Genomic DNA, 18,428 nt, shown 5'->3' with positions numbered 1-18,428 from the left:
GCCGACGGGCGGGTGCACGGCTCGTGGTGGGCAGAGCGCCGCCGTCCGAGGAGGAGCCCGGCGGCGGCGGTGAGCAGCTGGGCGGCGCCGGCCGCGAGCAGGACCGGCGTGGCTCCGGCCCAGCCGATGATCGAGCCGCCGACGAGCAGGCCCACGGAGACGCCGCCGGAGTGCAGGACGGTCTCGGCCGTGAAGACGGCCCGCCGCTGCGCGCCGCGGGTCTGCTCGCTGATCAGGGCGTTGAGCGCGGCGATGCTCCACGGCATCGCCGCCCCGCCGACGGCCGCCACCAGGGCGATCGGCAGCAGGTCGGGTGCCGCCAGCGGCAGCGCGGCGAAGGCCAGCCCCAGCAGCGCCCACGACGCGGCCATGGTGCCCAGGCGCGGCAGCCGGTCGACGAGCAGCGGGGTGAGCAGCGAGGCGGCCACCGAGGCGGCGCCGTACCCGCTCAGGCCCGCCGCGACCAGCGCACCGGGCCTGCCGGTCTCGACGCCCAGGACGCTGAGGCCCAGGGTGAAGGCGAACCAGCAGAGCCCCCCGACCGCGGCCATGAGCATGCCGGCGGCCAGTTCCGGGTGCTCGCGCAGCACGGCGGCCGTGGAACCCGCCGCGGGTCCCGGCGACGCGGGTCCCGGCGACGCGGGTTCCGTCGACGCGGGTTCCGTCGACGCGGGTTCCGGTGCGCCGCTCGCGGGGACGGTGAGGAGCGCGAGGGCTCCGAGCAGGACGACGGCGCTCTCGCACCACAGCAGCGGCTCGGCTCCCCACGTCAGCAGCAGCCACGCACCCGCCGGTGGTGCGAACACCATCGAGACGCGGTGGGCCAGGTCCTGCCAGGCCAGCCAGCGCGGTGCCGATGCGCGCCCGCCGCCCCCGCGCCGGCCGGCGCCGTCGGCGGTGCCCGCGCCCGCCCGGTCGGCGCGGTCGGCGAGGTCGGCGAGGTCGGCGACCAGGCCCCGTTGCGCCGGTCCCAGCAGCGCTCCGGCCGCTCCGGTGACCAGACCGGAGGCGCACAGCGCGAGCGCGCCCAGCCGACCGCTCGCGGCGGCCACCGGCACGACCGCCAGACCGGCGGCCTGCACCACCATCAGCACCGCCAGCGCGCGCCCGTCGAGCAGGCGGTCGCGCAGTCCCCGGCCCCACCAGGACACCGTCAGCAGCGGCAGGCCGGCCGCTCCGCCGACGAGCCCGGTGGCCCAGGCCTGCCCGGTCTCGGTCAGCGCCACCAGGGGCAGGGCGATGGCGTTGACGCGGGTTCCGGTCCAGGTGACGAAGGTGACCGCGGTCAGCACGAGCAGTGGTCGGCGCACCCGGCGATCCTCCTGAGCGCCCTCGCCACCCGGTAGGCGCCGGCACCCTCGTCGAGCTCATACGCTGCGGGCATGAGCTCCCGCCTCAGCGTGGATGACCTGCAGCTGGTGGAGGCGACCGCCCGGCACGGTTCGGTGGGTGCGGCGGCCAGGGAGCTGCTCATGACGCAGCCCTCGGCCAGCCGGCGCCTGCTGGCGCTGGAGCGCCGGCTGGGCACGACGCTGTTCGAGCGCGACACCACGGGTGCGCGGGCGAGCGCGGCCGGACGGGCGCTGGCCCGCCGGGCCGCCCGGTTGCTGGCGGAGCTGGACGTGCTGCCGGAGGAGGTCCTGGCCGCGCTGGAGGCGCCCAGCCTGGCCGTGGGCAGCATCCAGGCGTTGAGCCCGATGGTCTTCACCGCCGTCGAGATCGAACTGGGTGGCCGGCAGGGACCTCCGGTGTCCCGGGTCGCCGGCGCACCCGGTGGCGGAGCGGATCCGGCTGCCGGCGCCCCGGCCGGTGGGGCGGCTGGTGCGGGTGAGGGAGCGCTCCTGCGCCCGGAGGTCGACCACGGCCCCGTCCTGGTGCAGCGGGTGCACGAGGGCGTGCTGGACGCGGCGTTCGTCACCATCGCCGAGCAGAGCGTGCTGCCCCGCGGGTTGCAGCGCACCCGGTTGGGGGAGTCCCCGCTGGTGCTCGTCCTGCCCGGGGGCGCTGCCGACCTGGCCGAGGGGGCGCGGCCCCTCGCCGGTCGCACCGTGCTGCACAGCACGATCGACCTGGCCGGTCAGGTGCTGCACCGTCGGCTGTCCGCCCTCGGGGCGCTGCCGCGGCCGGGTGCCACGATCGAGACGAGCCTGCGGTTGGCGCGCCACCTGCGCTGCCCGGCGGTGGTGCCGCGGTTCGCCGCCCGCTGGTACGCGGCCCGCGGCGACCGGCTGCTCCCCTCGCCGGTCCCCTGGCAGGTGGGGGTGTGGATGGTCAGCAGACCGCCTCGACCGGCGGTGCTGACGGAGGCGTTGCCGCGCATCGCCGAGCGCGTCCTCGGCGCGGGGTGAGCGCGGTGCGCGCCCGGCGGACGGGGCCGGCGCCTTCACAGCGCGCAGGCCTCGGTGGTGCAGCGCTGCCCGCCGGAACCGACGCCGGTCGCGGTGGCGGCGCCGGCCGCGGCGACGGGCCCCGGGGTGCCGCCGTTCGCGGTCCTCGCCTCGCCGACCAGCGCCGCGACCTCCGCTCCCAGTCGCAGGTCCGGCAGGTGGCCGAAGACGTGGCGCCGCAGCCGTCCGGCGCGGTCGATGAGCAGGAGCGTGGGGGTGCCGCGCATGCCGTAGCGCCGCATCGTCAGCGGGACGGGGTCCCCTGCCCCCTCGGCGTCGACGCCGGGTGCGTCGACGCCGACGGGGAAGGTGATGCCGTACTCGTGCACGAAGGCCGTCAACGACTCCGCGCCCATGGCGCGGTGGTGCTCGAAGACGGTGTGCAGGCCGATGACGGCGACGTCCTGCGCGGGGAAGACCGAGCGCGCCAGCTCCAGCTGGGGGATGGTCCGCTCCACGCACGCCGGGCACAGCATCTGGAAGGCGGCGACCAGGACCACCCGGCCGGTGAGGTCGGGCAGGTCGAGGGCGTGGTCGGTGTTCAGCCAGTACGAGGTGCTCCAGCGGGGAGCCGGTGGCCACTCGGCCGTCGGTGCCGGGTTCACGGGTTCTCTCCTGCTCGTCGGTGGTGGGTTCGGGCCGGTCGCGCTCAGCCGGCGGTGAGCAGGCGGACCCCGGGGAAGTCCAGCGGCACCGCCAGGGCGACGTTGACGTAGTTGGTGAACAGGTTCAGCGCGACGTGGGCGATCAGCTCGACGATCTCCTCGTCGTCGAAACCGACCGCGCGCAGCGCCGCGACGTCCTCCTCGCCGACCTGCGCGCGCTGCTCGACGAGCGCGTGCGCGAAGGTGAGCGCGGCGGCGGTGCGCGGGTCCTCCGAGCGCCCGGCCTGCGCCTGGCTCATCTCGGCACCGCTGGCGCCGGCCTTGCGTCCCAGCGCGGTGTGCGCGGCCAGGCAGTACTCGCAGCTGTTGCGCTCGGCGACCAGGACGGCGATCTGCTCGCCGAGCTTGGCCGGCAGCCTGCCGGACCCGAGGGCGCCGAAGGCGCCCCACATCATCTTCAGCGCGGCGGGGGAGTTGGCCACGGCGCGGAACATCGCCGGGGTGACGCCGAAGGTGGCGGTGATGTCGGTGAGCAGTTCCTTGGTCTCACCGGTGGCGGTGCGGGTGGTGATGGAGGGCACGCGCGACATGGGGTCGCTCCTGTTCGTCTCGGGACCGGTCGACGAGCAACCGTTAGGACTACTATCTGTCCGGGTCGACGCCGTGTCAAGAGTGTTAGGATCCCGAAGTGAACAGACCGGCGATCTTCGATGCGCTCAGCGAGCCGGTCTCCCGGCGCATCACCAGCGGCTTGAGCAGGATCGCCCTGGTGCTGCGCACGCAGGCCTGGCGGGGGGCCGAACCCGAGGGCGTCACCCCCACGCAGGCGCAGGCCCTCACCGCCCTGCGCGAAGGCGGCGAGGGCATGCGGCTGGCCGAGCTGGCCGCGCAGCTGGGCGTGTCGGCACCCACCATGAGCGTGCGGGTGAACGCGCTGATCGCCAAGGGCCTGGTCGTGCGTGAGGCGGGAGTGGACAAGCGCTCGATCCGGTTGCGCCTCAGCCCCGCGGGTGCCGAGCTGCTGGAGCGCTCGGCCCGGTGGCCGGACTTCCTCGCCCGCGCCGTCGGCGTCCTCGACGAGCGGGAGCAGGAGGACCTGCTGCGCTCGCTGGTCAAGGTCATCCGGACCCTGCAGGTGGAGGGCGACGTGGCTCCGCAGCGCATGTGCGTCACCTGCAGCCACTTCCGTCCGTTCGCCCACCCCGACGCCTCGCTGCCGCACCACTGCGCCTACGTCGACGCGCCCTTCGGCGACCGGCACCTGCGCCTGGCCTGCCCCGAGCACGAGGACGCGCCGCCGCCGCAGCAGCGGGCCGCCTGGGAACGCTTCACCGAGCAGGCCCCGGGTTCCGCCCCGGGTTCCGCGCCGGCCTGAGCGGGCGGGGAGTGCGCACGGACCGTGCGGACGTGGTGGTGCACCGACGCGCCCCGACGTGCACGGGCGGGCACCGGTGGCGGCGCTCGCGATGAGTCCTGCCGGTGGCGGGGGTCGACTCCTCGGCGGCTGTCGTTCGGCCGTGCCGGCGCCGCGAGCGGTGGCGGTGAGCGGTACCACCGGTCGTGCTGCTGGTGGGGAGTGGTCAGGGTCGACGGTCCGAGGAGGACGACGTGCACGAGCTGGTCGTGGTGGAGAACGTGTCGCTGGACGGGGTGGCGCAGTCACCGGGCAGGGTCGACGAGGACACCCGCGGCGGTTTCGAGCTGGGCGGTTGGGCCAGCCGGCTGCTGGCCGACGACCCCGAAGCGGTGCAGGCGGCGATGGGCGGGCAGGGGCGGACGGCGGCGATGCTCTTCGGGCGGCGCACCTACCACGACCTCGTGGGGCACTGGCTGAGCACCACCGAGCCGAACCCGTTCACGGAGGTCCTGCGCGCGACGCCCAAGTTCGTCGCCTCCCTCACCGGCGCGGCCGGTGAGGTGCTGCCGTGGCCGAACTCCGAGCTGCTGGCCGGTGAGGCCGTGCAGAGCGTGGCGGCGCTGAAGCAGCGGGGGGAGGGGGAGCTGGTGGTGCTGGGCAGCGTGTCGCTGGTGCGCGCGTTGACCGCTGCGGGCCTGGTGGACCGCTTCGTCTTGACCACGGTGCCGGTGGTGCTGGGGCGCGGCACCCGGCTGTTCGAGGGCACCGCGCTGGAGCTGGAGGTGGAGTCCAGCACGACCAGCTCGAAGGGGACGGTGGTGGCCACCTACCGGGTGCGGCACGGCTGAGCTGCCGCTGCCGTCGGCCGGGCACCCCGTGCGGGGCGCCGGCTCAGGAGGCGTTGGCGCGGACGGCCTGGCCGATCAGCTCGGCGACGGCGTGCGGCTGGGAGACGGTGACGGCGTGGGAGGCGTCGATCTCGACGGTGTGCGACTGCGCGCGCTCGGCCATGAAGCGCATGGAGTCGGCGGGGATCGCGAGGTCCTGTAGGGTGACCATCGTCCACGAGGGGATGCTCTTCCACGCCGCCCGCGTGGCCTTGTCCTCCAGCGCTTCGGAGGTGATCGGCCGCTGCGTGACGGCCATCAGCTCGGCGACGTCCCGGGGGACGTCGGCGGCGAAGACCCCGTGGAACTCGTCCTGGCGGATGTACAGGTCCGTGGCGCTCCCGCCGTCGGTGGCGACCGGCACGGGGTCCAGGGCCGCCCCGAGCCGAGCCCTCGGGAACTTCGCGGCGAGCTCGCCGGTGCTCTCGCCCGCCTCGAGCTGGAAGCTGGCGACGTACACCAGCGCCGTGACGCGGGGTGGCCGTCGGCGGCCTCGCTCATCACGGTCCCGCCGTAGGAGTGGCCGGCGAGCACGATCGGGCCGTCCACGCCGTCCAGGAGGCTGCGCAGGTGCTCGGCGTCGGTGTGCAGGCCGCGCAGCGGGTTGGCTGCCGCGATCACGTGGTGCCCCTCGCGCCGCAGCTCGGCGATGACGCCGTTCCAGCTGGAGGAGTCGGCGAAGGCCCCGTGGACGAGCACGACCGTGGGCTTCGCGGGGCTCGGGGGAGTCGTTGCGGTGGTGCTGGACATGGGAGGTTCCTCTCCGGTCGTGGGCGGCGCGAGCGCCCGCTTCGACGGCTCAGCCGAGGCGCGGCGGTGGGTGGGCGGCGCGGCGAGTGGAACCTGGTCTGCGCTGCACCGTTCGCGCCTTTTGAATCTGGCATGCGATATATTGGTGACGACCACCGGACCTGTCAAGGGGTGTCGTGCAGTTCAGACGAGCTCCTGCGGCTGGGCGCTAGGCGGATCGGCGATGCCGGTGCGCTTTTCGGCACGTGGCACGGGCTAACGTATATTGCATGCCGATACCTCCGGGGGATGCGAGCCTCGACCGCGGTCTGCTGCGCGACGACGTGTACCGCCGTCTGCGCGACGCCATCGTGGACGGCACGTTCGCGCCCGGGGAGCAGCTGAAGGACCTCGAGCTCGCCGCCTGGCTCGGCGTCAGCCGGACCCCCGTGCGCGAAGCGCTCCTGCGGCTGGCGCACAGCGGGCTCGTCCTGGCCCAGCCGGGCCGCTCGACGGTGGTGAGCGAGCTGGACGCCGGGGACGTCCGGGACGCCCGGGACGTCGTGGCGGTGATGCACGAGCTCGCGGTGCGCGAGGGCGCCGCCAAGCTCACCGGGGCCGACGTGGCGGCCATGCGCGAGGCCAACCGCCGCTTCGCCGCCGCCCTCGACGCGGGTGACGCCGAAGCGGCGCTGCGCGCCGACGACGAGCTGCACGGCGTCCTCGTGACCGTCTCCGGCAACCGCGCGCTGGCCACCGTCCTGGAGCAGTTCACGCCGAGCGTGCGCCGGGCGGAGCGCCTGCGGTTCGGGTCCCTGCGAGGTGCGACGTCCGTGGCCCAGCACGAGGAGCTGATCCGGCTCTGCGCCGCCGGCGACGCGGAGGGCGCCGCGAAGGTCGCCTACGACACCTGGCACAGCCTCCCCGTGGTCTCCGAACCCCCCACCGCCGGAGCCGCCGCCGAACCCGCCGGTGAGCTCGACCCGGCTCCCGCAGCGCCCCGCGAACCACGGGGCTGAGCGCCGGCCACCTCACCCGGGACCGGTGCACGCCACCGCGGCGTGCGCGACTCCGCTCACGGACCCCTGAGCGGGGAACCGTCTCGAACCACCCGCGCACGCCCGGCGCCCCGTGCCCGCCGACCGCGGGATCGAGCTGCCCGCCGGCGGGGAGCGGCTGCCGCCTGCCCAGCGCCGCTGCGGCACTGCGGCGGCCGGTGCGCTGCTCGCGCACACCGGCATCGACCCCGCTCCCGGCCGCGGCACCTCGCGGGTGCCACGGCCGGGAACGCGCTGCGCGAGTCGGGGACGTCCTAGCACCACGTCAGCCGCGCGCCGCCGGAGCCCGCCTACCGGACCTGGTTGCGCACCCACCTGCCGGAGGCGGGGACGACGGTGCTGGCCGGCAGCGGCACTTCCCGCACCCGGCTCAGCCGCAGGCCCTGGTGAGGATCGTCTCCGGCCGGCGCTGAGCGCCCGGTCCCGCGCTGCGGCGCAGCTCTTCCCGCAGGTCCGCTCCAGGCGCCGGCGCAGCGCGGTGACGGAACCGGTGGGCCGTCGGCAGGAGGCGGGTGCGAGCGCCCTCGTCGATCAGGTCCCGGGCTGCTGGCCGTAGCCGGCGAAGCGGCGGGTGACCCGCTCGATCTCCTCGGCCTCCAGCAGCGCCGGTTCCCCGACGGCGCGTGCGCGCAGCCAGACGTCGCACAGCCACTCCAGCTGGCGGGCGCGGTCGTAGGCGCTCGCCAGCCCGTCGCCGGTGGTGAGGGTGCCGTGGTGCTTCATGAGGACCGCGGTGCGGCCGGTGAGCGCGGCCGAGACGTGGTCGCGCAGTTCCTCGGAGCCGTAGGTGGCGTAGGGGGCCACCGCGACGGAGCCGCCGAACATGGCGATCTGGTAGTGCACGGCCGGCACGTCGTCGCGCAGCAGCGACAGCGCGGTGGCCGCGGCGGAGTGGGTGTGCACGACGGCGCCTGCCTGGTGGTGCCGGTAGGCGGCCAGGTGCAGGGGCAGTTCGACGGTGGGGCGCAGGCCGCCGTCGACGACGCGGCCCTCCAGGTCGACGACGACGACGTCGGCGGGGCGCATCGCGGCGTAGTCGGTGCCGCTGGGTGTGACGGCGACGAGGTCGCCGTCGCGGCAGGAGACGTTGCCGGAGGTGCCGACCACCAGTCCGTCGGCCACCATCCGTCGTGCGTGCTCCACCACGGCCGCACGCGTGTCGGCCAGCAGCACCGCTCGCATCCTCGGTCCTCCTCACTGCCCCGCGAGAGGCGTCGCCCCAGGGGGGCTCAGTCGGTGCGCTCCGGGCGGGTGGCGCGCGCAGCGCTGCTGCGGAAGCCCTCCACCTGCGCCAGGTCCACGATCCCCGCGTTCGAGCCGAGACCGGTGGCGGTGAGGCTGCCGCAGGCCAGCCCCCGCTCGGCGGCGGCCAGCTCGTCCATGCCCTCCAGCAGTCCGGAGATGAAACCGGCGGTGAAGGCATCGCCGCAACCGGTGGTGTCCACCACGTCGACGGCGAAGGCGGGCAGGACCTGTTCGCTGCCGGCGTCGCGGGCCACGCTGACGCCGTCGCCGCCCAGGGTGAGGACCGTGCAGCCCACCCCGTGGTCGTGCAGCCAGCGCAGGATGGTCCCGCGGTCCTCGGAGCCGACCAGCCAGCCGGCTTCCTCGATGTTGGGCAGCAGGTAGTCGACGTGGGGCAGCGACGGGGCGATGAGCTGCTGGGCGTCCGGGCGTGGGCTCATGAGGAAGTCGACGGTCGTGGTCACGCCCAGCTCCTTGGCGTGCTGCAGCACGCGGGCCATCGGAGCGCCGTCCAGGCCGGGCAGTACGAAGGCGCCGCCCAGGTGGAAGACGTCGGCGCCGGCCACGAGGTCCCAGGGGACGTCGTCCTCGCTGAGCGCGGCGTTGGCGCCGATGACGTGCAGGGCCGGGCGGGAGCCGTCCCGGCGGATGGGCAGCAGGCTGGCGGAGGTCTGCAGCGCTCGCTGCACCCTCAGGTGCTCGGTGTGCACGCCGTGGGCGTCCATGGTGGTGCGCAGGAACCCGCCGATGGCGTCGGCGCCGATGCACCCGACCGCGCTGACGTCCACGCCCAGCTTGGCCAGATTCACCGCCGGGGCGGCTGCGGTGCCGGCGACGGTGAACTCGATGCGCTCGAGGAGGGCCAGCTGCTGCCCGGGGGGAACGGCCGTGAACGGCCAGCCCAGGGCGTCGGCGATGTGGGCACCGAAGGAGACGACCTGCGTCATCGAACGTCCTCTCGAGAGGTCCTGGTGGTGGGACGCATCGAGGTGAGGAGCAAGGACCCCTCCCCGTCGGGGCCCCCGGTCGCACCGGCGACCCGGGTGCGACCCGGGGTGCAGCGGCGCCCGGGCGTGCAGCCCTCGACCGGAGGCGCCGCGGTGCGCCGTGACCGGACGCGGTGGACACCTGCGCCGGCCACCGAGTTCCCGGGTGGGCGCGTGCACCTGACGGTGCCGCGGCCGCCGTACGGGCGCGACGGGCAGCGGGTGCGCATCACCTCGGTGCAGGACCCGCTGGACCCCGGCGAGCGGGAACTGCTCGGCGCGCTGGGGCAGGTGCACTGGTTCGGCCACGAGGGTGCCTGGTTCGTCACCGTTCCCGGCTCGGGCACCGCCGTCCACCCGAGCGAGGACCTCGACTTCGATCCGGTCGTCGGTGCGCGGGAGGCCGCCGCGCTGCAGGCCCACCTGGCGCGCCAGCCGGATCCCCCGACCTGAGAAGGCGACCGGAGGTCGTGCCCCCGAGCAGCGCGGATCGACGGCACCGGGCTCAGGCGGCGGGCGTGGCGGCCACGAGGGCGGTGGCGTGGCCGTGGCCCATGCCGTGCTCGCTCTTGAGCCAGGCGACCAGGTCCGAGTGCCGGGCCTCGGGGTGCAGGGTGCGCTGCTCGCGCAGCAGCTGCTGCCAGTGCGCGACGGGTTGACCGTACTTCGCCTCGATGGCGGGGAAGTAGGACGCCGGTCCCTTGACGGTGTCGGGCACGGGGGTTCTCCTCGGGTGCTCGTGGGTTCGGGTTCGCGGGTTCGTGCTCGTGGAGGTCGTCGGGACGGCGACCTCCCCGGCGCGCCGGCCGGGAGGGTCCTCAGGAGCGCTCGGCGGGCCCGTAGGTCAGGTGCGCGACGCCGTTGCTGAGCCGCTCGCACGCCAGCGAGGTCAGGGACAGCTCCTGCCCGCCGTCCTCGAACAGCCGGATCCCCTTCCCGACGGCCACCGGGTAGACGTACAGGTGCAGCTCGTCGACGAGGCCGTCGGCCAGCAGCGCGCGCACCAGGGTGGCGCTGCCGCTGACGTAGACGTCGCCGTCGACCTCGTCCTTGAGCCGGCGGATGCGCTCGGTGTCGTAGCCGCCGAGGACCACGCTGTTGTTCCAGTCCGCCTCCTGCTGCGACAGGGTGGAGGACACGACGTACTTGCGGGTGTCGTTGAAGAACGGCGCTCCGGGGTCCTCCTCGGCGGTGCGGGCCGACCAGGCGGGGGCGAACATCTGGTAGGTGGTGCGCCCGAGCAGGATCGCGGTGCTGGAGGAGGTGAGCCGGCCGATGGAGGCGGCCAGGTCGTCGGGGAAGCCGTGCTCGACCGTCCACATCGGGGTGTCGACGACCCCGTCGAGGGTGGTGAACTCGTGCACCTTGATGGTCGTCATGTCCGCTCCCTGGGAGGTCTGCTCGCCTGCGGGCGTCGCGAGCGCTGTGCTGTCGTGCTGTCGTGGGCTCAGACTCTGCCGGATCGACGTCCTCATCGGTAGGGGGCGCCGGGGCCCGGTCGTGCCGGGGCTGCGCGCACGACGCGGCCCTCCCGGTCCTCGACGGCCTCTCAGTCCTCGATGACGTCCCGGCCCTGCTCCCGCAGGCGGCGGAGCCCGTCGAGCACGGCGCCGAGGACCTCGGGGTCGTGACCCGGCCAGTCGTGGACCTCGGCCACGACGCGCAGCGGGTGCCGGGAGCGGTAGGACGCCGTGGGGTTGCCCGGGAACTTCTTGTCGGTGACGTTCGGGTCGTCCGTGAAGGGCCCGGTGGGCTGCACCCGGTACACGTGACCGCGCTGGTGCCCGCCGGCCGCAGCGCCGTGGCCGTCGTCCTCGGGGCCGGCCAGCGCCACCGCGAGCTCGGCCCCCCACACCGCGGTCTCCAGCAGCGCGGTGAAGTAGACGTGGTTCATCACGCGCTCGGGGTGGAAGTTCGAGCGACGCCCGGGCACCAGCTCCTCGCCGGCCCGCAGCACCGCGCGCGTGCCGTGGAAGAACGGCCCGCCGGGGCGCTGCCGACCGTCCGGCGCCGCTCCCGCGGGACCCGCGTCGTCCGCACCGTCCACGTCCGCACCGTCCACGTCCGCACCGTCCACGTCGCCCACCACTGCTGCTCCACTCGTCCGGCCGGTGCCTCCGGGGAGGCGGGCTGAGCAGTGTGCGACGGGCGCCCCCTCTTGCGGCAAGACCACCCACCGGTGCGATGGTGGAGCTCAGACGCGCTGCAGGGCCTCCCAGGGCTGCGCCGGCACCTCGACACCGATGCGGTCCCCGGCCCGCACCGGACCGCTCCTGACGACGATGCTCATGACGCCGGCCTTGCGCACCACGCCGCCCTCGGCGTCGCGCGGGGTGAGCGCCTTCAGCAGGCCCGGCTGGAAGGCGTTGATCTGCGCGCACGGGTTGCGCAGCCCGGTGACCTCGAGCACGGCGTGCTCACCCAGGTGCAGCCGCGTCCCGCGGGGCAGCCCGAGCAGGTCCAGGCCTTCGGTGGTGATGTTCTCGCCCAGCTGGCCGGGGCCGACCTCGAAGCCCTGCCGCCGGAGCTCCTCGTGCAGCTCGCCGTGGATCAGGTGCACCTGGCGCAGGTTCGGCTGCGTCGGGTCGGCGGCCACGCGGGAGCGGTGCTGGACCGTGCTGCCGGCGTGGGCGTCGCCCTCGACGCCGAGACCGGCCAGCAACGTGACGACGTCGGTGACGTCCTTGCTGAAGCGGTGCGCGCCGTCTCGGCTGACGGCGCTGACTCGCCCTGCCTGCACCTCGCTCACCGCTCGATCATCGCGCACCGGCCGATCCGCGTGCCACCGCCGTCCCCGCCCGGTGCGGCTAGGTCACCAGCCCGTGCCGGTAGGCGTAGACGACGGCCTGGACGCGGTCGCGCAGGTCGAGCTTGGTGAGCAGCCGCGACACGTACGTCTTCACGGTCTCCGGGCTGAGGACGAGAGCCGCGGCGATCTCGCCGTTGGAGAGCCCGTCGGCGATCAGCCGCAGGACCTGCAGCTCGCGCGGGGTGAGGACGGAGTCCTCCTGCGCCACCTGCGCCGGGCGGATCCGCGAGGCGTGGCGGCCGACGAGCTGCCGGGTGACCTCCGGTGCGAGCAGGGAGGTCCCGGCGGCCACGGTCCGGATGCCGTGCAGGAGCTGCGCGGGTCGCGCGTCCTTGAGCAGGAAGCCGCTCGCGCCGGCGCGGAGGGCTTCGTAGACGTGCTCGTCGAGGTTGAAGGTCGTCACGACGAGGACCTTCGTCGGCGGTTCGACGCCCGGGCCGGCCAGCAGGCGGGTCGCGCCGATGCCGTCGAGGACGGGCATGCGCACGTCCATCACCACCACGTCGGGGCGCAGCGCGCCGGCGAGCTCGACGGCGGCGCGCCCGTCGCCGCACTCGCCGACGACCTCGAAGTCGGCCTGCGCGTCGATGATGGTGGCGAAGCCGGCGCGGATCATGGCCTGGTCGTCGCACACGAGGACCCTGATCGGCGCCTCGGCCGGAGCGCTCACGAGGGCCCCCCGGCGGGGATGCGGGCGTGCACGACGAAGTCGCCGTCCGGCCACCGGCCTGCGCTGAACTCGCCGCCGAGGACGGCGACCCGCTCGCGCAGGCCGGCCAGCCCGCGTCCGCTGCCGCCCACCGCCGCGCCCACCGCCGCGCCCGCCGACGCGCCGGCGCCGGTCCTCACCTCCACGGTGACGTCCTGCGGCCGGTGGTGGACGCGGACGGCCGTGGCGCTGCCGCGCGCGTGCTTGAGGGCGTTGGTCAGCGCCTCCTGCACGACGCGGTACGTCAGGAACTCCGCGCTGCCGCTGGTCACCGCGGCCGTCCCCTCCTGCGCGAACTCCACGGGCTGGCCCGCCCGGCGCGCCTGCTCGACGAGGACCTCCACCTCGCCGGGGCGCACGGGCCCCGCGCTCCCGTGCTCGGGGTCGAGCAGGTCCAGCAGGTGGCGCAGGTCGGAGATGGCCCGCCGGCCCGTGTCGGCGACCTCGGTCAGGGTCGCCTCGAGCTTGTCGGGCGCGGCCGTCAGGTAGTGCGCCGCCTCGGTCTGCACCACCATCGCGGTCACGTGGTGGGTGACGACGTCGTGCAGCTCCCCGGCGATGCGCGCGCGCTCGGCGGCCAGGGCGACCGCGGCCTCGGCGCGCTGCCTCCTGGCCTCCGTGGCGCGCGTGGCGCGCCACCACGCACCGGTGCCCCAGGCGAGGGCCAGCAGCAGGTAGAACTGCACGAACCCGACGACCTGCTCGCCGCCCCCCAGCCGGTCGAGCCGGACGGCCAGCAGGACGTACGCCGATGACAGCAGCACCGCCCCGGTGCGGCGGTACCGCTCCTGGTGCGCCCCGGCCGAGAACAGCGCGACCGCCACCGCGGTCCCGGCGAGGGAGTGGTAGGCGCGGAGCTGGTCCACGCAGAAGCCGAGCGACACCACCGACAGGCACGCGAGCGGCCACCTGCGCCGCCCCAGCAGGGGGAGCGACTGCAAGAGCACGACCACGACGGCCAGCGCGTCGAACGGGCGGGCCGGCAGGTCCCCGACCTGGGTGCCGTGGCCCTGCGACGAGGGCAGCAGCGACCCGACCACGAGCACCAGGGCCAGCGGGAGGTCGCGCACCGCGACGTCGAGCCTGCGCCAGCGCTCCAGGAGCAGCTTCTCGCTCACCTGACGGGCCTCGGCTCCTCGCGGGGAGCGGGGGTCCGCCTGCCGCGGTCGAAACCCGCGGGGCGCAGGTTCCCGCGGTGGCGGGCGAGGAGGAGGAACCCGACGGTGGCGGTGCTGCACAGCAGCACCGAGAACACGCCGGCCTCCGGACCGAACTCGCCGCCGGTGACCCAGGTCGGGCCGGACAGGGTGCTGTGGAGCAGGCCCTGGGGCTGGTCGGTGCCGGACACGCTCGTGCCGAAGACGCCGCCCTCGGCGAAGTTCCAGGCGAAGTGCACGCCGATCGGCAGCCACAGGGTGCGCGTCGCCACGTAGGCGGCGGCGAGCATCGCCCCGGCTTCGACGGTGATGGCCACGGCGCCCCACAGGCTGGCGTGCGGGTTGAACAGGTGCGAGGCGCCGAACAGGGCCGCCGTCAGGACGAGCGCGGGCCAGCTGCCCAGCCAGACCTCGACCACGCGGAACAGCACGCCGCGGAACAGCACCTCCTCCGTGACCGCGGCCGCGGCGCTGAACCCGAGCAGGGCCACGGCCCCCGACGCGGAACCCCACCCGTCGACCCGGTAGTCCCCGAGGACGGCCATCACCGCGACGACGCCGGCGAACAGGGCGGACCCGATCAGCGCCCCGCGCCCCAGGGCGCGACCGGCCCCGGGGAACAGCAGCTCGGCGGGAGCCCGCCGCTCCGTGCGGCGCACGATCCACCGGTACGCCAGGACGGTGGCTGCGGCCGTCCCGGAACCCGCCAGCAGGGTGAGCGGGGCGTTCCAGTGCGCTGCGCTCACCACGAGACTGCCCAGCAGCGCCACCACCAGCACGCACCCGAGCTGCTTCACCACACGCACGACGACTCCTCCGCGGACGGACCCCGGCGGCCCGATGTCCTGCTGGAGAGGATGCTAGGGACGCGCGGGACGGGGATCGTCACCGTCGGGTGGACACTCGCGGGTAGCTCTCACGGGGGACCGCGCGGCCCACGGCACCCGCCAGGGGCCCGGCAGCACCCGGCGCGGGCGGGGGCGTCGCACGTGGAACGCCGCCGCCAGCCGGGCGACGTCCAGCACCTGCGGGCCGGCGAGGTCCGGCACCCGCCCGGAGGGGCCGCTGAGCGCGAGGTCGGCGAGGCGGGCCGCGACCTCGTCGGCGTCCTCGTGGTCCTGGAGACGCTCAGCCCGGCCGAGCGGATCGCCTTCGTGCTGCACGACGTCTTCGCCCGCCCCTTCGAGGAGGTCGCCGAAGCGCTGCAGCGCAGCCCCGACGCGGCCAGGTGGCTCGCCTCCCGGGCCCGGCGACGGGTGCGCGGGGCGCCCGCCCGCCCGGACGCCCGCGCGCGACGCCGGCTCGTCGAGGCCCGGCTCGCCGCCGCGCAGCGCGGCGACCTCACGGCGCTGCTCGCCCTGCTCGACGAGGGCGCCGTGCTGCGCGCGGACCACGGCGGCGGACGCACGCAGGTGCTGCGAGGTGCCTGGGCGATCGCGGAGCAGGCGGTGCTCTCCGGGGGGAGGACCTCGCGGCTCGACGTCCTCGCCGGGCCCCGGTCGCTGGCGGCCCTCGAGGTGACCGGTGTTCGGGCTGCACCGGTCCCCGCCGTGCAGGCGGGGCACGTGAGGGTCCGCTGCAGCCGTCCCCGGCTCGAGCGGCCAGGAGCCGGTGCGGTCCTCGGGTCCCGGCTGCGCGAGGCTGCTCGCGTGGAGGAGCCGGCCGAGCAGGTGCTGAGCGGCGGCGCGCAGACCGCGGGCGCAGCACCGGGTCGCGGGGCGCAGCGGTGGGGTGCGGGTCTTCGAGGACCTGCTGAGCTGGATGGGCGAGCACGGGGCCCGCGTCGCCGCCGGCTGAGGGCGCGGACCACCCCCGGCGCCCTCGCGCGCCGGGGCGGTCAGCCCTCGAACTGCACGACCCGGCGCACCTGGACCGTGCCGTAGGCAGCGGTGGGGATCTTGGCGGCGAGCCTCAGGGCCTCGTCCAGGCCGGGGACGTCGACGACGTAGAGACCGGCGACGGTGCCGCCCTCCCGGGGGGCGTCGGTGATCGAGACCCGCCCGTCGCGGACCGCGACGTCCTTGGCCTCGTCGACGGGGTGGAAGCCGGACTCGTGGACGGTCGCCCCGGCCGCGGACAGCTCGGCGTCGAGCGCGAGCCACTGCTCGACCTCGGCCTCGGCCGGTCCGCTGGTGCTCGGGTCGTAGGAGTAGATGAGCGCGAAGTGCACGGGGCTTCCTCTCCAGGTGCTGGTCCGGACGCCCGTCCGAACGCCTGCCGGGCGGTGCGGCTGCTGGTGCACGGCGATGATCACGCACCGCCCCCGGCCCGCGCCACCCCTTCGCGCCGGATCGCAGCTCAGCGGTTCGCGTCCACCGCTGGATCGGGTGCCGGGGCTCGGGTGCGGGTGGTGGCCGGGTGTTGCTCGATGCTCACGGTGCCCAGTGTGCTGAGCGCGCGGTCGGGGCGCGGCGGAACTCGCTGGGGCTGGCTCCGCGCACCCTCTTGAACGCGGCGCTGAAGCCGAAGGGGTCCGCGTAGCCCACGGTGCGGGCGACCTCGGCGAGGGTCGCCTCCGGCCGCTCCAGGAGCAGGTCCGCGGCCAGCGTCATGCGCCAGCGGGTCAGGTAGGTCAACGGCGGTTCACCGACCAGGTCGGTGAACCGCTTGGCCAGCGTCGCGCGCGACACCCCGGCCCGCTCGGCCAGCGCCGCGACCGTCCACGGTGCTGCGGGCTCGGCGTGCAGCACCCGCAGCGCCTCCCCCGCCACCGGGTCGCGCTGGGCGCTCCACCAGGCCGGCGGCCGGGCGCCCGGCCGGTCGAAGGACTCGCGCAGCGTGCAGACCAGCATCCAGTCCAGCAGGCGGTCCAGCACGACCTGCTGGCCGGGGGCGTCGACGGCGGCCTCGGCGGCGAGGTGGTCCAGGACGGGGTCGGCGCTGCCGCCGGCGCTCACGTGCAGCAGCACGGGCAACGCGTCCAGCAGCTGGCGGCTGATCTCGCTGCGCACCGGGTACGCCCCCACGACCAGCGTCGTCGCGGCACCTGCACGCGCGGCGCTCCCGCTCCCGCCGCTCGCCCCCTCGGCGGGCTCGCCGGGGTCGTGCCAGCCCAACCGGTGGCGGGTGCCGCCCTGCTCGGGAGTCGCGCACCCCACCCCGCACGCGATCGGGACGGCCCGGGTGTCGACCTCGTCCACGAAGCGGAAGGTCCCCGGCCCGCGCACCAGGACGGTGTCGTAGGCGCCGATCCGCTGCGGCGGCGCACCCTCGGGCACGATCCACCCCGCGCCCGACACGAGGGTGCACAACGTCAGCGGCGCCCCGTCCACGAAGTGCAGCGACCAGGGCGGGGTCAGGATCGAGCGGCCGAACAGCGAGCCCCGGGCCCGGACCCCGCGCAGCACGTCGCTGAAGGCGTCCACCCCCGCAGGCTAGACGAACGGACAGGCTCTCCGGCGTCTGGGCCATGTACCCGTCCACGGCGGCGGCGTTTGGCTGGAGCCATGAGCAGCAGCACGACCCTCGCCGGCGCCCACCCCCCGACGCCGGGGACCGCCCTGTGGGTGCACGCGCACCCCCGCCACCGGTCCCTGAACGGCCGCCTCTTCCAGGAGGGGGTCCGGGAGCTGTCCGGGCGCTGGGAGGTGGTGACCTCGGACCTGTACGCCCAGGGCTTCGACCCCGTCCTCGGCGATCGCGACCTGGGCGAGCGCGCCGGGCAGCCCGGCGGCATCGCCGAGCTCGTCGGCGAGGCGTACGCCGAGGGGTCGCTGCCCGCCGACGTGCGTGCCGAGCAGGCCAAGCTCGCCGCGGCGCAGCTGCTCGTCCTCCAGTTCCCCCTGTGGTGGTACGGGCCGCCGGCCGTCCTGAAGGGCTGGTTCGACCGGGTCCTCACCGCCGGGTTCGCCTACGGCGACCTCGACCCCGACCTCGCGGTTCCGCGGCGCTACGGCGACGGCGGCCTGGTGGGGCGCAGGGCGCTGGTGGTGGTCACCGCGGGGGAGGACGCCCGCTCCATCGGAGCGCGCGGCATCAGCGGCGACCTGGAGTCCCTGCTGTTCCCCCTCACCCACGGGGTGCTCTGGTACGTCGGCATCGAGACCCTCGACCTGCACGTCGTCCACGACGCTGACGCGCTGGACGCCCGCGGGGTGGAGCGGGAGGTCGAGCGCCTGCGGAAGAGGCTGAGCACCGTCGACGCGGAGCCGGTCCGCCGGTTCCGGCGCCTGCGCGACGGCGACTACGCGGGGACCCGCGCCCTGCGCGAGGACCTGCTGCCCGGGCGCACCGACCTCGGCATCCACCTCCTCGCACCCGACGGACCCGAGGGACCCGAGGGACCCGAGGGACCCGAGGGACCCGAGGGACCCGCCGGCGACCCGCCCCCGTCGACCGCTGCCTCGCCCGCGCGCGAGGGGCCACGACCGTGACGTCGCGGTGCCACCGCCCCCGGCCGCGGACGGCACCGCGGTGCTCGAGGCGTGCGTCGACGTGGTGGGTCAGCCGGTCCGGTCGCAGGGGGTGACGCCGAACCAGGTGCGGGCCAGGGCGGGCAG

The 18,428-nt window shown here is 75.4% G+C and carries 21 protein-coding genes and 1 pseudogene; 7 read left to right on the top strand and 15 right to left on the bottom strand.

All coding sequences use genetic code 11. The features are described from left to right. A partial coding sequence (locus GTQ99_RS08230) for an MFS transporter (protein WP_166615256.1) occupies positions 1-1,310 on the bottom strand: 1,310 nt, incomplete at its 3' end. A 72-nt stretch (positions 1,311-1,382) separates the two neighbouring features. On the opposite strand from GTQ99_RS08230, the gene GTQ99_RS08225 reads away from it, so the two are divergent. After that, positions 1,383-2,348 (top strand): LysR family transcriptional regulator, encoded by a 966-nt coding sequence (locus GTQ99_RS08225; protein WP_166615255.1) that lies wholly within the window; start codon positions 1,383-1,385, stop codon positions 2,346-2,348. A 35-nt stretch (positions 2,349-2,383) separates the two neighbouring features. Here the strand turns inward: GTQ99_RS08225 and GTQ99_RS08220 are convergent, their stop codons facing one another. Together GTQ99_RS08220 and GTQ99_RS08215 are read right to left on the bottom strand one after the other, a co-directional pair. Then, the gene (locus GTQ99_RS08220) at positions 2,384-2,992 is read right to left on the bottom strand and encodes a thioredoxin domain-containing protein (protein WP_205707040.1); all 609 of its coding nucleotides are present in this window, start codon (positions 2,990-2,992) and stop codon (positions 2,384-2,386) included. Between the two features lie 44 nt (positions 2,993-3,036). Beyond that, a complete protein-coding gene (locus GTQ99_RS08215) occupies positions 3,037-3,582 on the bottom strand; it encodes a carboxymuconolactone decarboxylase family protein (RefSeq protein WP_166615254.1) in 546 nt (181 codons plus the stop codon). A 98-nt stretch (positions 3,583-3,680) separates the two neighbouring features. Between GTQ99_RS08215 and GTQ99_RS08210 the strand changes: the two genes are divergently transcribed. Together GTQ99_RS08210 and GTQ99_RS08205 are read left to right on the top strand one after the other, a co-directional pair. After that, complete coding sequence (locus GTQ99_RS08210) at positions 3,681-4,367, top strand: MarR family transcriptional regulator (RefSeq protein ID WP_166615253.1); 687 nt, start codon at positions 3,681-3,683, stop codon at positions 4,365-4,367. Positions 4,368-4,600: 233 nt separating this feature from the next. Beyond that, positions 4,601-5,197 carry a dihydrofolate reductase family protein gene (locus tag GTQ99_RS08205; RefSeq protein ID WP_166615252.1) on the top strand — a complete coding sequence of 199 codons (597 nt, stop codon included), beginning with the start codon at positions 4,601-4,603 and terminating at the stop codon, positions 5,195-5,197. Between the two features lie 43 nt (positions 5,198-5,240). Here the strand turns inward: GTQ99_RS08205 and GTQ99_RS27500 are convergent. Continuing rightward, positions 5,241-5,986 (bottom strand): annotated as a pseudogene (locus GTQ99_RS27500) (alpha/beta fold hydrolase). A 269-nt stretch (positions 5,987-6,255) separates the two neighbouring features. Between GTQ99_RS27500 and GTQ99_RS08190 the strand changes: the two are divergent. Beyond that, a complete protein-coding gene (locus GTQ99_RS08190; protein ID WP_166615249.1) occupies positions 6,256-6,984 on the top strand; it encodes a GntR family transcriptional regulator in 729 nt (242 codons plus the stop codon). Positions 6,985-7,554: 570 nt separating this feature from the next. On the opposite strand, the gene GTQ99_RS08185 is transcribed toward GTQ99_RS08190, so the two are convergent. After that, a complete protein-coding gene (locus GTQ99_RS08185; RefSeq protein WP_166615248.1) occupies positions 7,555-8,196 on the bottom strand; it encodes a class II aldolase/adducin family protein in 642 nt (213 codons plus the stop codon). 56 nt (positions 8,197-8,252) lie between these two features. Then, positions 8,253-9,215, bottom strand: coding sequence for a carbohydrate kinase family protein (locus tag GTQ99_RS08180; RefSeq protein WP_166615247.1), 963 nt, complete (start codon positions 9,213-9,215; stop codon positions 8,253-8,255). Positions 9,216-9,428: 213 nt separating this feature from the next. Here GTQ99_RS08180 and GTQ99_RS08175 point away from each other — a divergent pair, with 213 nt between their 5' ends. Next, positions 9,429-9,707: a hypothetical protein gene (locus GTQ99_RS08175; RefSeq protein WP_166615246.1), complete on the top strand. Its 279-nt coding sequence runs from the start codon at positions 9,429-9,431 to the stop codon at positions 9,705-9,707. A gap of 52 nt (positions 9,708-9,759) precedes the next feature. Here GTQ99_RS08175 and GTQ99_RS08170 read toward each other — a convergent pair whose 3' ends face one another. The 7 genes from GTQ99_RS08170 to GTQ99_RS08140 form a co-directional block, all read right to left on the bottom strand. Continuing rightward, positions 9,760-9,972 (bottom strand): DUF4287 domain-containing protein, encoded by a 213-nt coding sequence (locus tag GTQ99_RS08170; RefSeq protein ID WP_166615245.1) that lies wholly within the window; start codon positions 9,970-9,972, stop codon positions 9,760-9,762. A 100-nt stretch (positions 9,973-10,072) separates the two neighbouring features. Then, positions 10,073-10,633, bottom strand: a complete 561-nt coding sequence (locus tag GTQ99_RS08165; protein WP_166615244.1) for a dihydrofolate reductase family protein — start codon at positions 10,631-10,633, stop codon at positions 10,073-10,075. Between the two features lie 170 nt (positions 10,634-10,803). Next, positions 10,804-11,301 (bottom strand): NAD(+)--rifampin ADP-ribosyltransferase, encoded by a 498-nt coding sequence (gene arr / locus GTQ99_RS08160; protein WP_166615259.1) that lies wholly within the window; start codon positions 11,299-11,301, stop codon positions 10,804-10,806. A gap of 147 nt (positions 11,302-11,448) precedes the next feature. Beyond that, positions 11,449-11,994 carry an MOSC domain-containing protein gene (locus tag GTQ99_RS08155; protein WP_166615258.1) on the bottom strand — a complete coding sequence of 182 codons (546 nt, stop codon included), beginning with the start codon at positions 11,992-11,994 and terminating at the stop codon, positions 11,449-11,451. 67 nt (positions 11,995-12,061) lie between these two features. Next, positions 12,062-12,733, bottom strand: a complete 672-nt coding sequence (locus GTQ99_RS08150) for a response regulator (RefSeq protein WP_338074812.1) — start codon at positions 12,731-12,733, stop codon at positions 12,062-12,064. Continuing rightward, positions 12,730-13,890, bottom strand: coding sequence for a histidine kinase (locus GTQ99_RS08145; protein ID WP_166615243.1), 1,161 nt, complete (start codon positions 13,888-13,890; stop codon positions 12,730-12,732). The genes GTQ99_RS08150 and GTQ99_RS08145 overlap by 4 nt, the downstream gene beginning before the upstream one ends. Continuing rightward, the gene (locus GTQ99_RS08140) at positions 13,887-14,735 is read right to left on the bottom strand and encodes a CPBP family glutamic-type intramembrane protease (RefSeq protein ID WP_166615242.1); all 849 of its coding nucleotides are present in this window, start codon (positions 14,733-14,735) and stop codon (positions 13,887-13,889) included. The genes GTQ99_RS08145 and GTQ99_RS08140 overlap by 4 nt, the downstream gene beginning before the upstream one ends. A gap of 183 nt (positions 14,736-14,918) precedes the next feature. On the opposite strand from GTQ99_RS08140, the gene GTQ99_RS08135 reads away from it, so the two are divergent. Continuing rightward, the gene (locus GTQ99_RS08135) at positions 14,919-15,812 is read left to right on the top strand and encodes a sigma factor-like helix-turn-helix DNA-binding protein (protein ID WP_205707037.1); all 894 of its coding nucleotides are present in this window, start codon (positions 14,919-14,921) and stop codon (positions 15,810-15,812) included. Here the strand turns inward: GTQ99_RS08135 and GTQ99_RS08130 are convergent. After that, positions 15,767-16,099 carry a YciI family protein gene (locus GTQ99_RS08130; RefSeq protein ID WP_166615240.1) on the bottom strand — a complete coding sequence of 111 codons (333 nt, stop codon included), beginning with the start codon at positions 16,097-16,099 and terminating at the stop codon, positions 15,767-15,769. The two genes, GTQ99_RS08135 and GTQ99_RS08130, sit on opposite strands and share 46 nt — an antisense overlap. 202 nt (positions 16,100-16,301) lie before the next feature. After that, the gene (locus tag GTQ99_RS26730; protein WP_166615239.1) at positions 16,302-17,294 is read right to left on the bottom strand and encodes a cupin domain-containing protein; all 993 of its coding nucleotides are present in this window, start codon (positions 17,292-17,294) and stop codon (positions 16,302-16,304) included. Positions 17,295-17,375: 81 nt separating this feature from the next. Here GTQ99_RS26730 and GTQ99_RS08120 point away from each other — a divergent pair, with 81 nt between their 5' ends. Then, positions 17,376-18,302: an NAD(P)H-dependent oxidoreductase gene (locus GTQ99_RS08120; RefSeq protein ID WP_166615238.1), complete on the top strand. Its 927-nt coding sequence runs from the start codon at positions 17,376-17,378 to the stop codon at positions 18,300-18,302. Positions 18,303-18,428: the final 126 nt, after the last annotated feature.

This window comes from Kineococcus vitellinus, from assembly GCF_009906315.1.
Classification (GTDB): domain Bacteria; phylum Actinomycetota; class Actinomycetes; order Actinomycetales; family Kineococcaceae; genus Kineococcus; species Kineococcus vitellinus.
The sequence above is the reverse complement of the archived record's forward strand: the minus strand, read 5'-3'. Positions and strand labels throughout refer to the sequence as shown.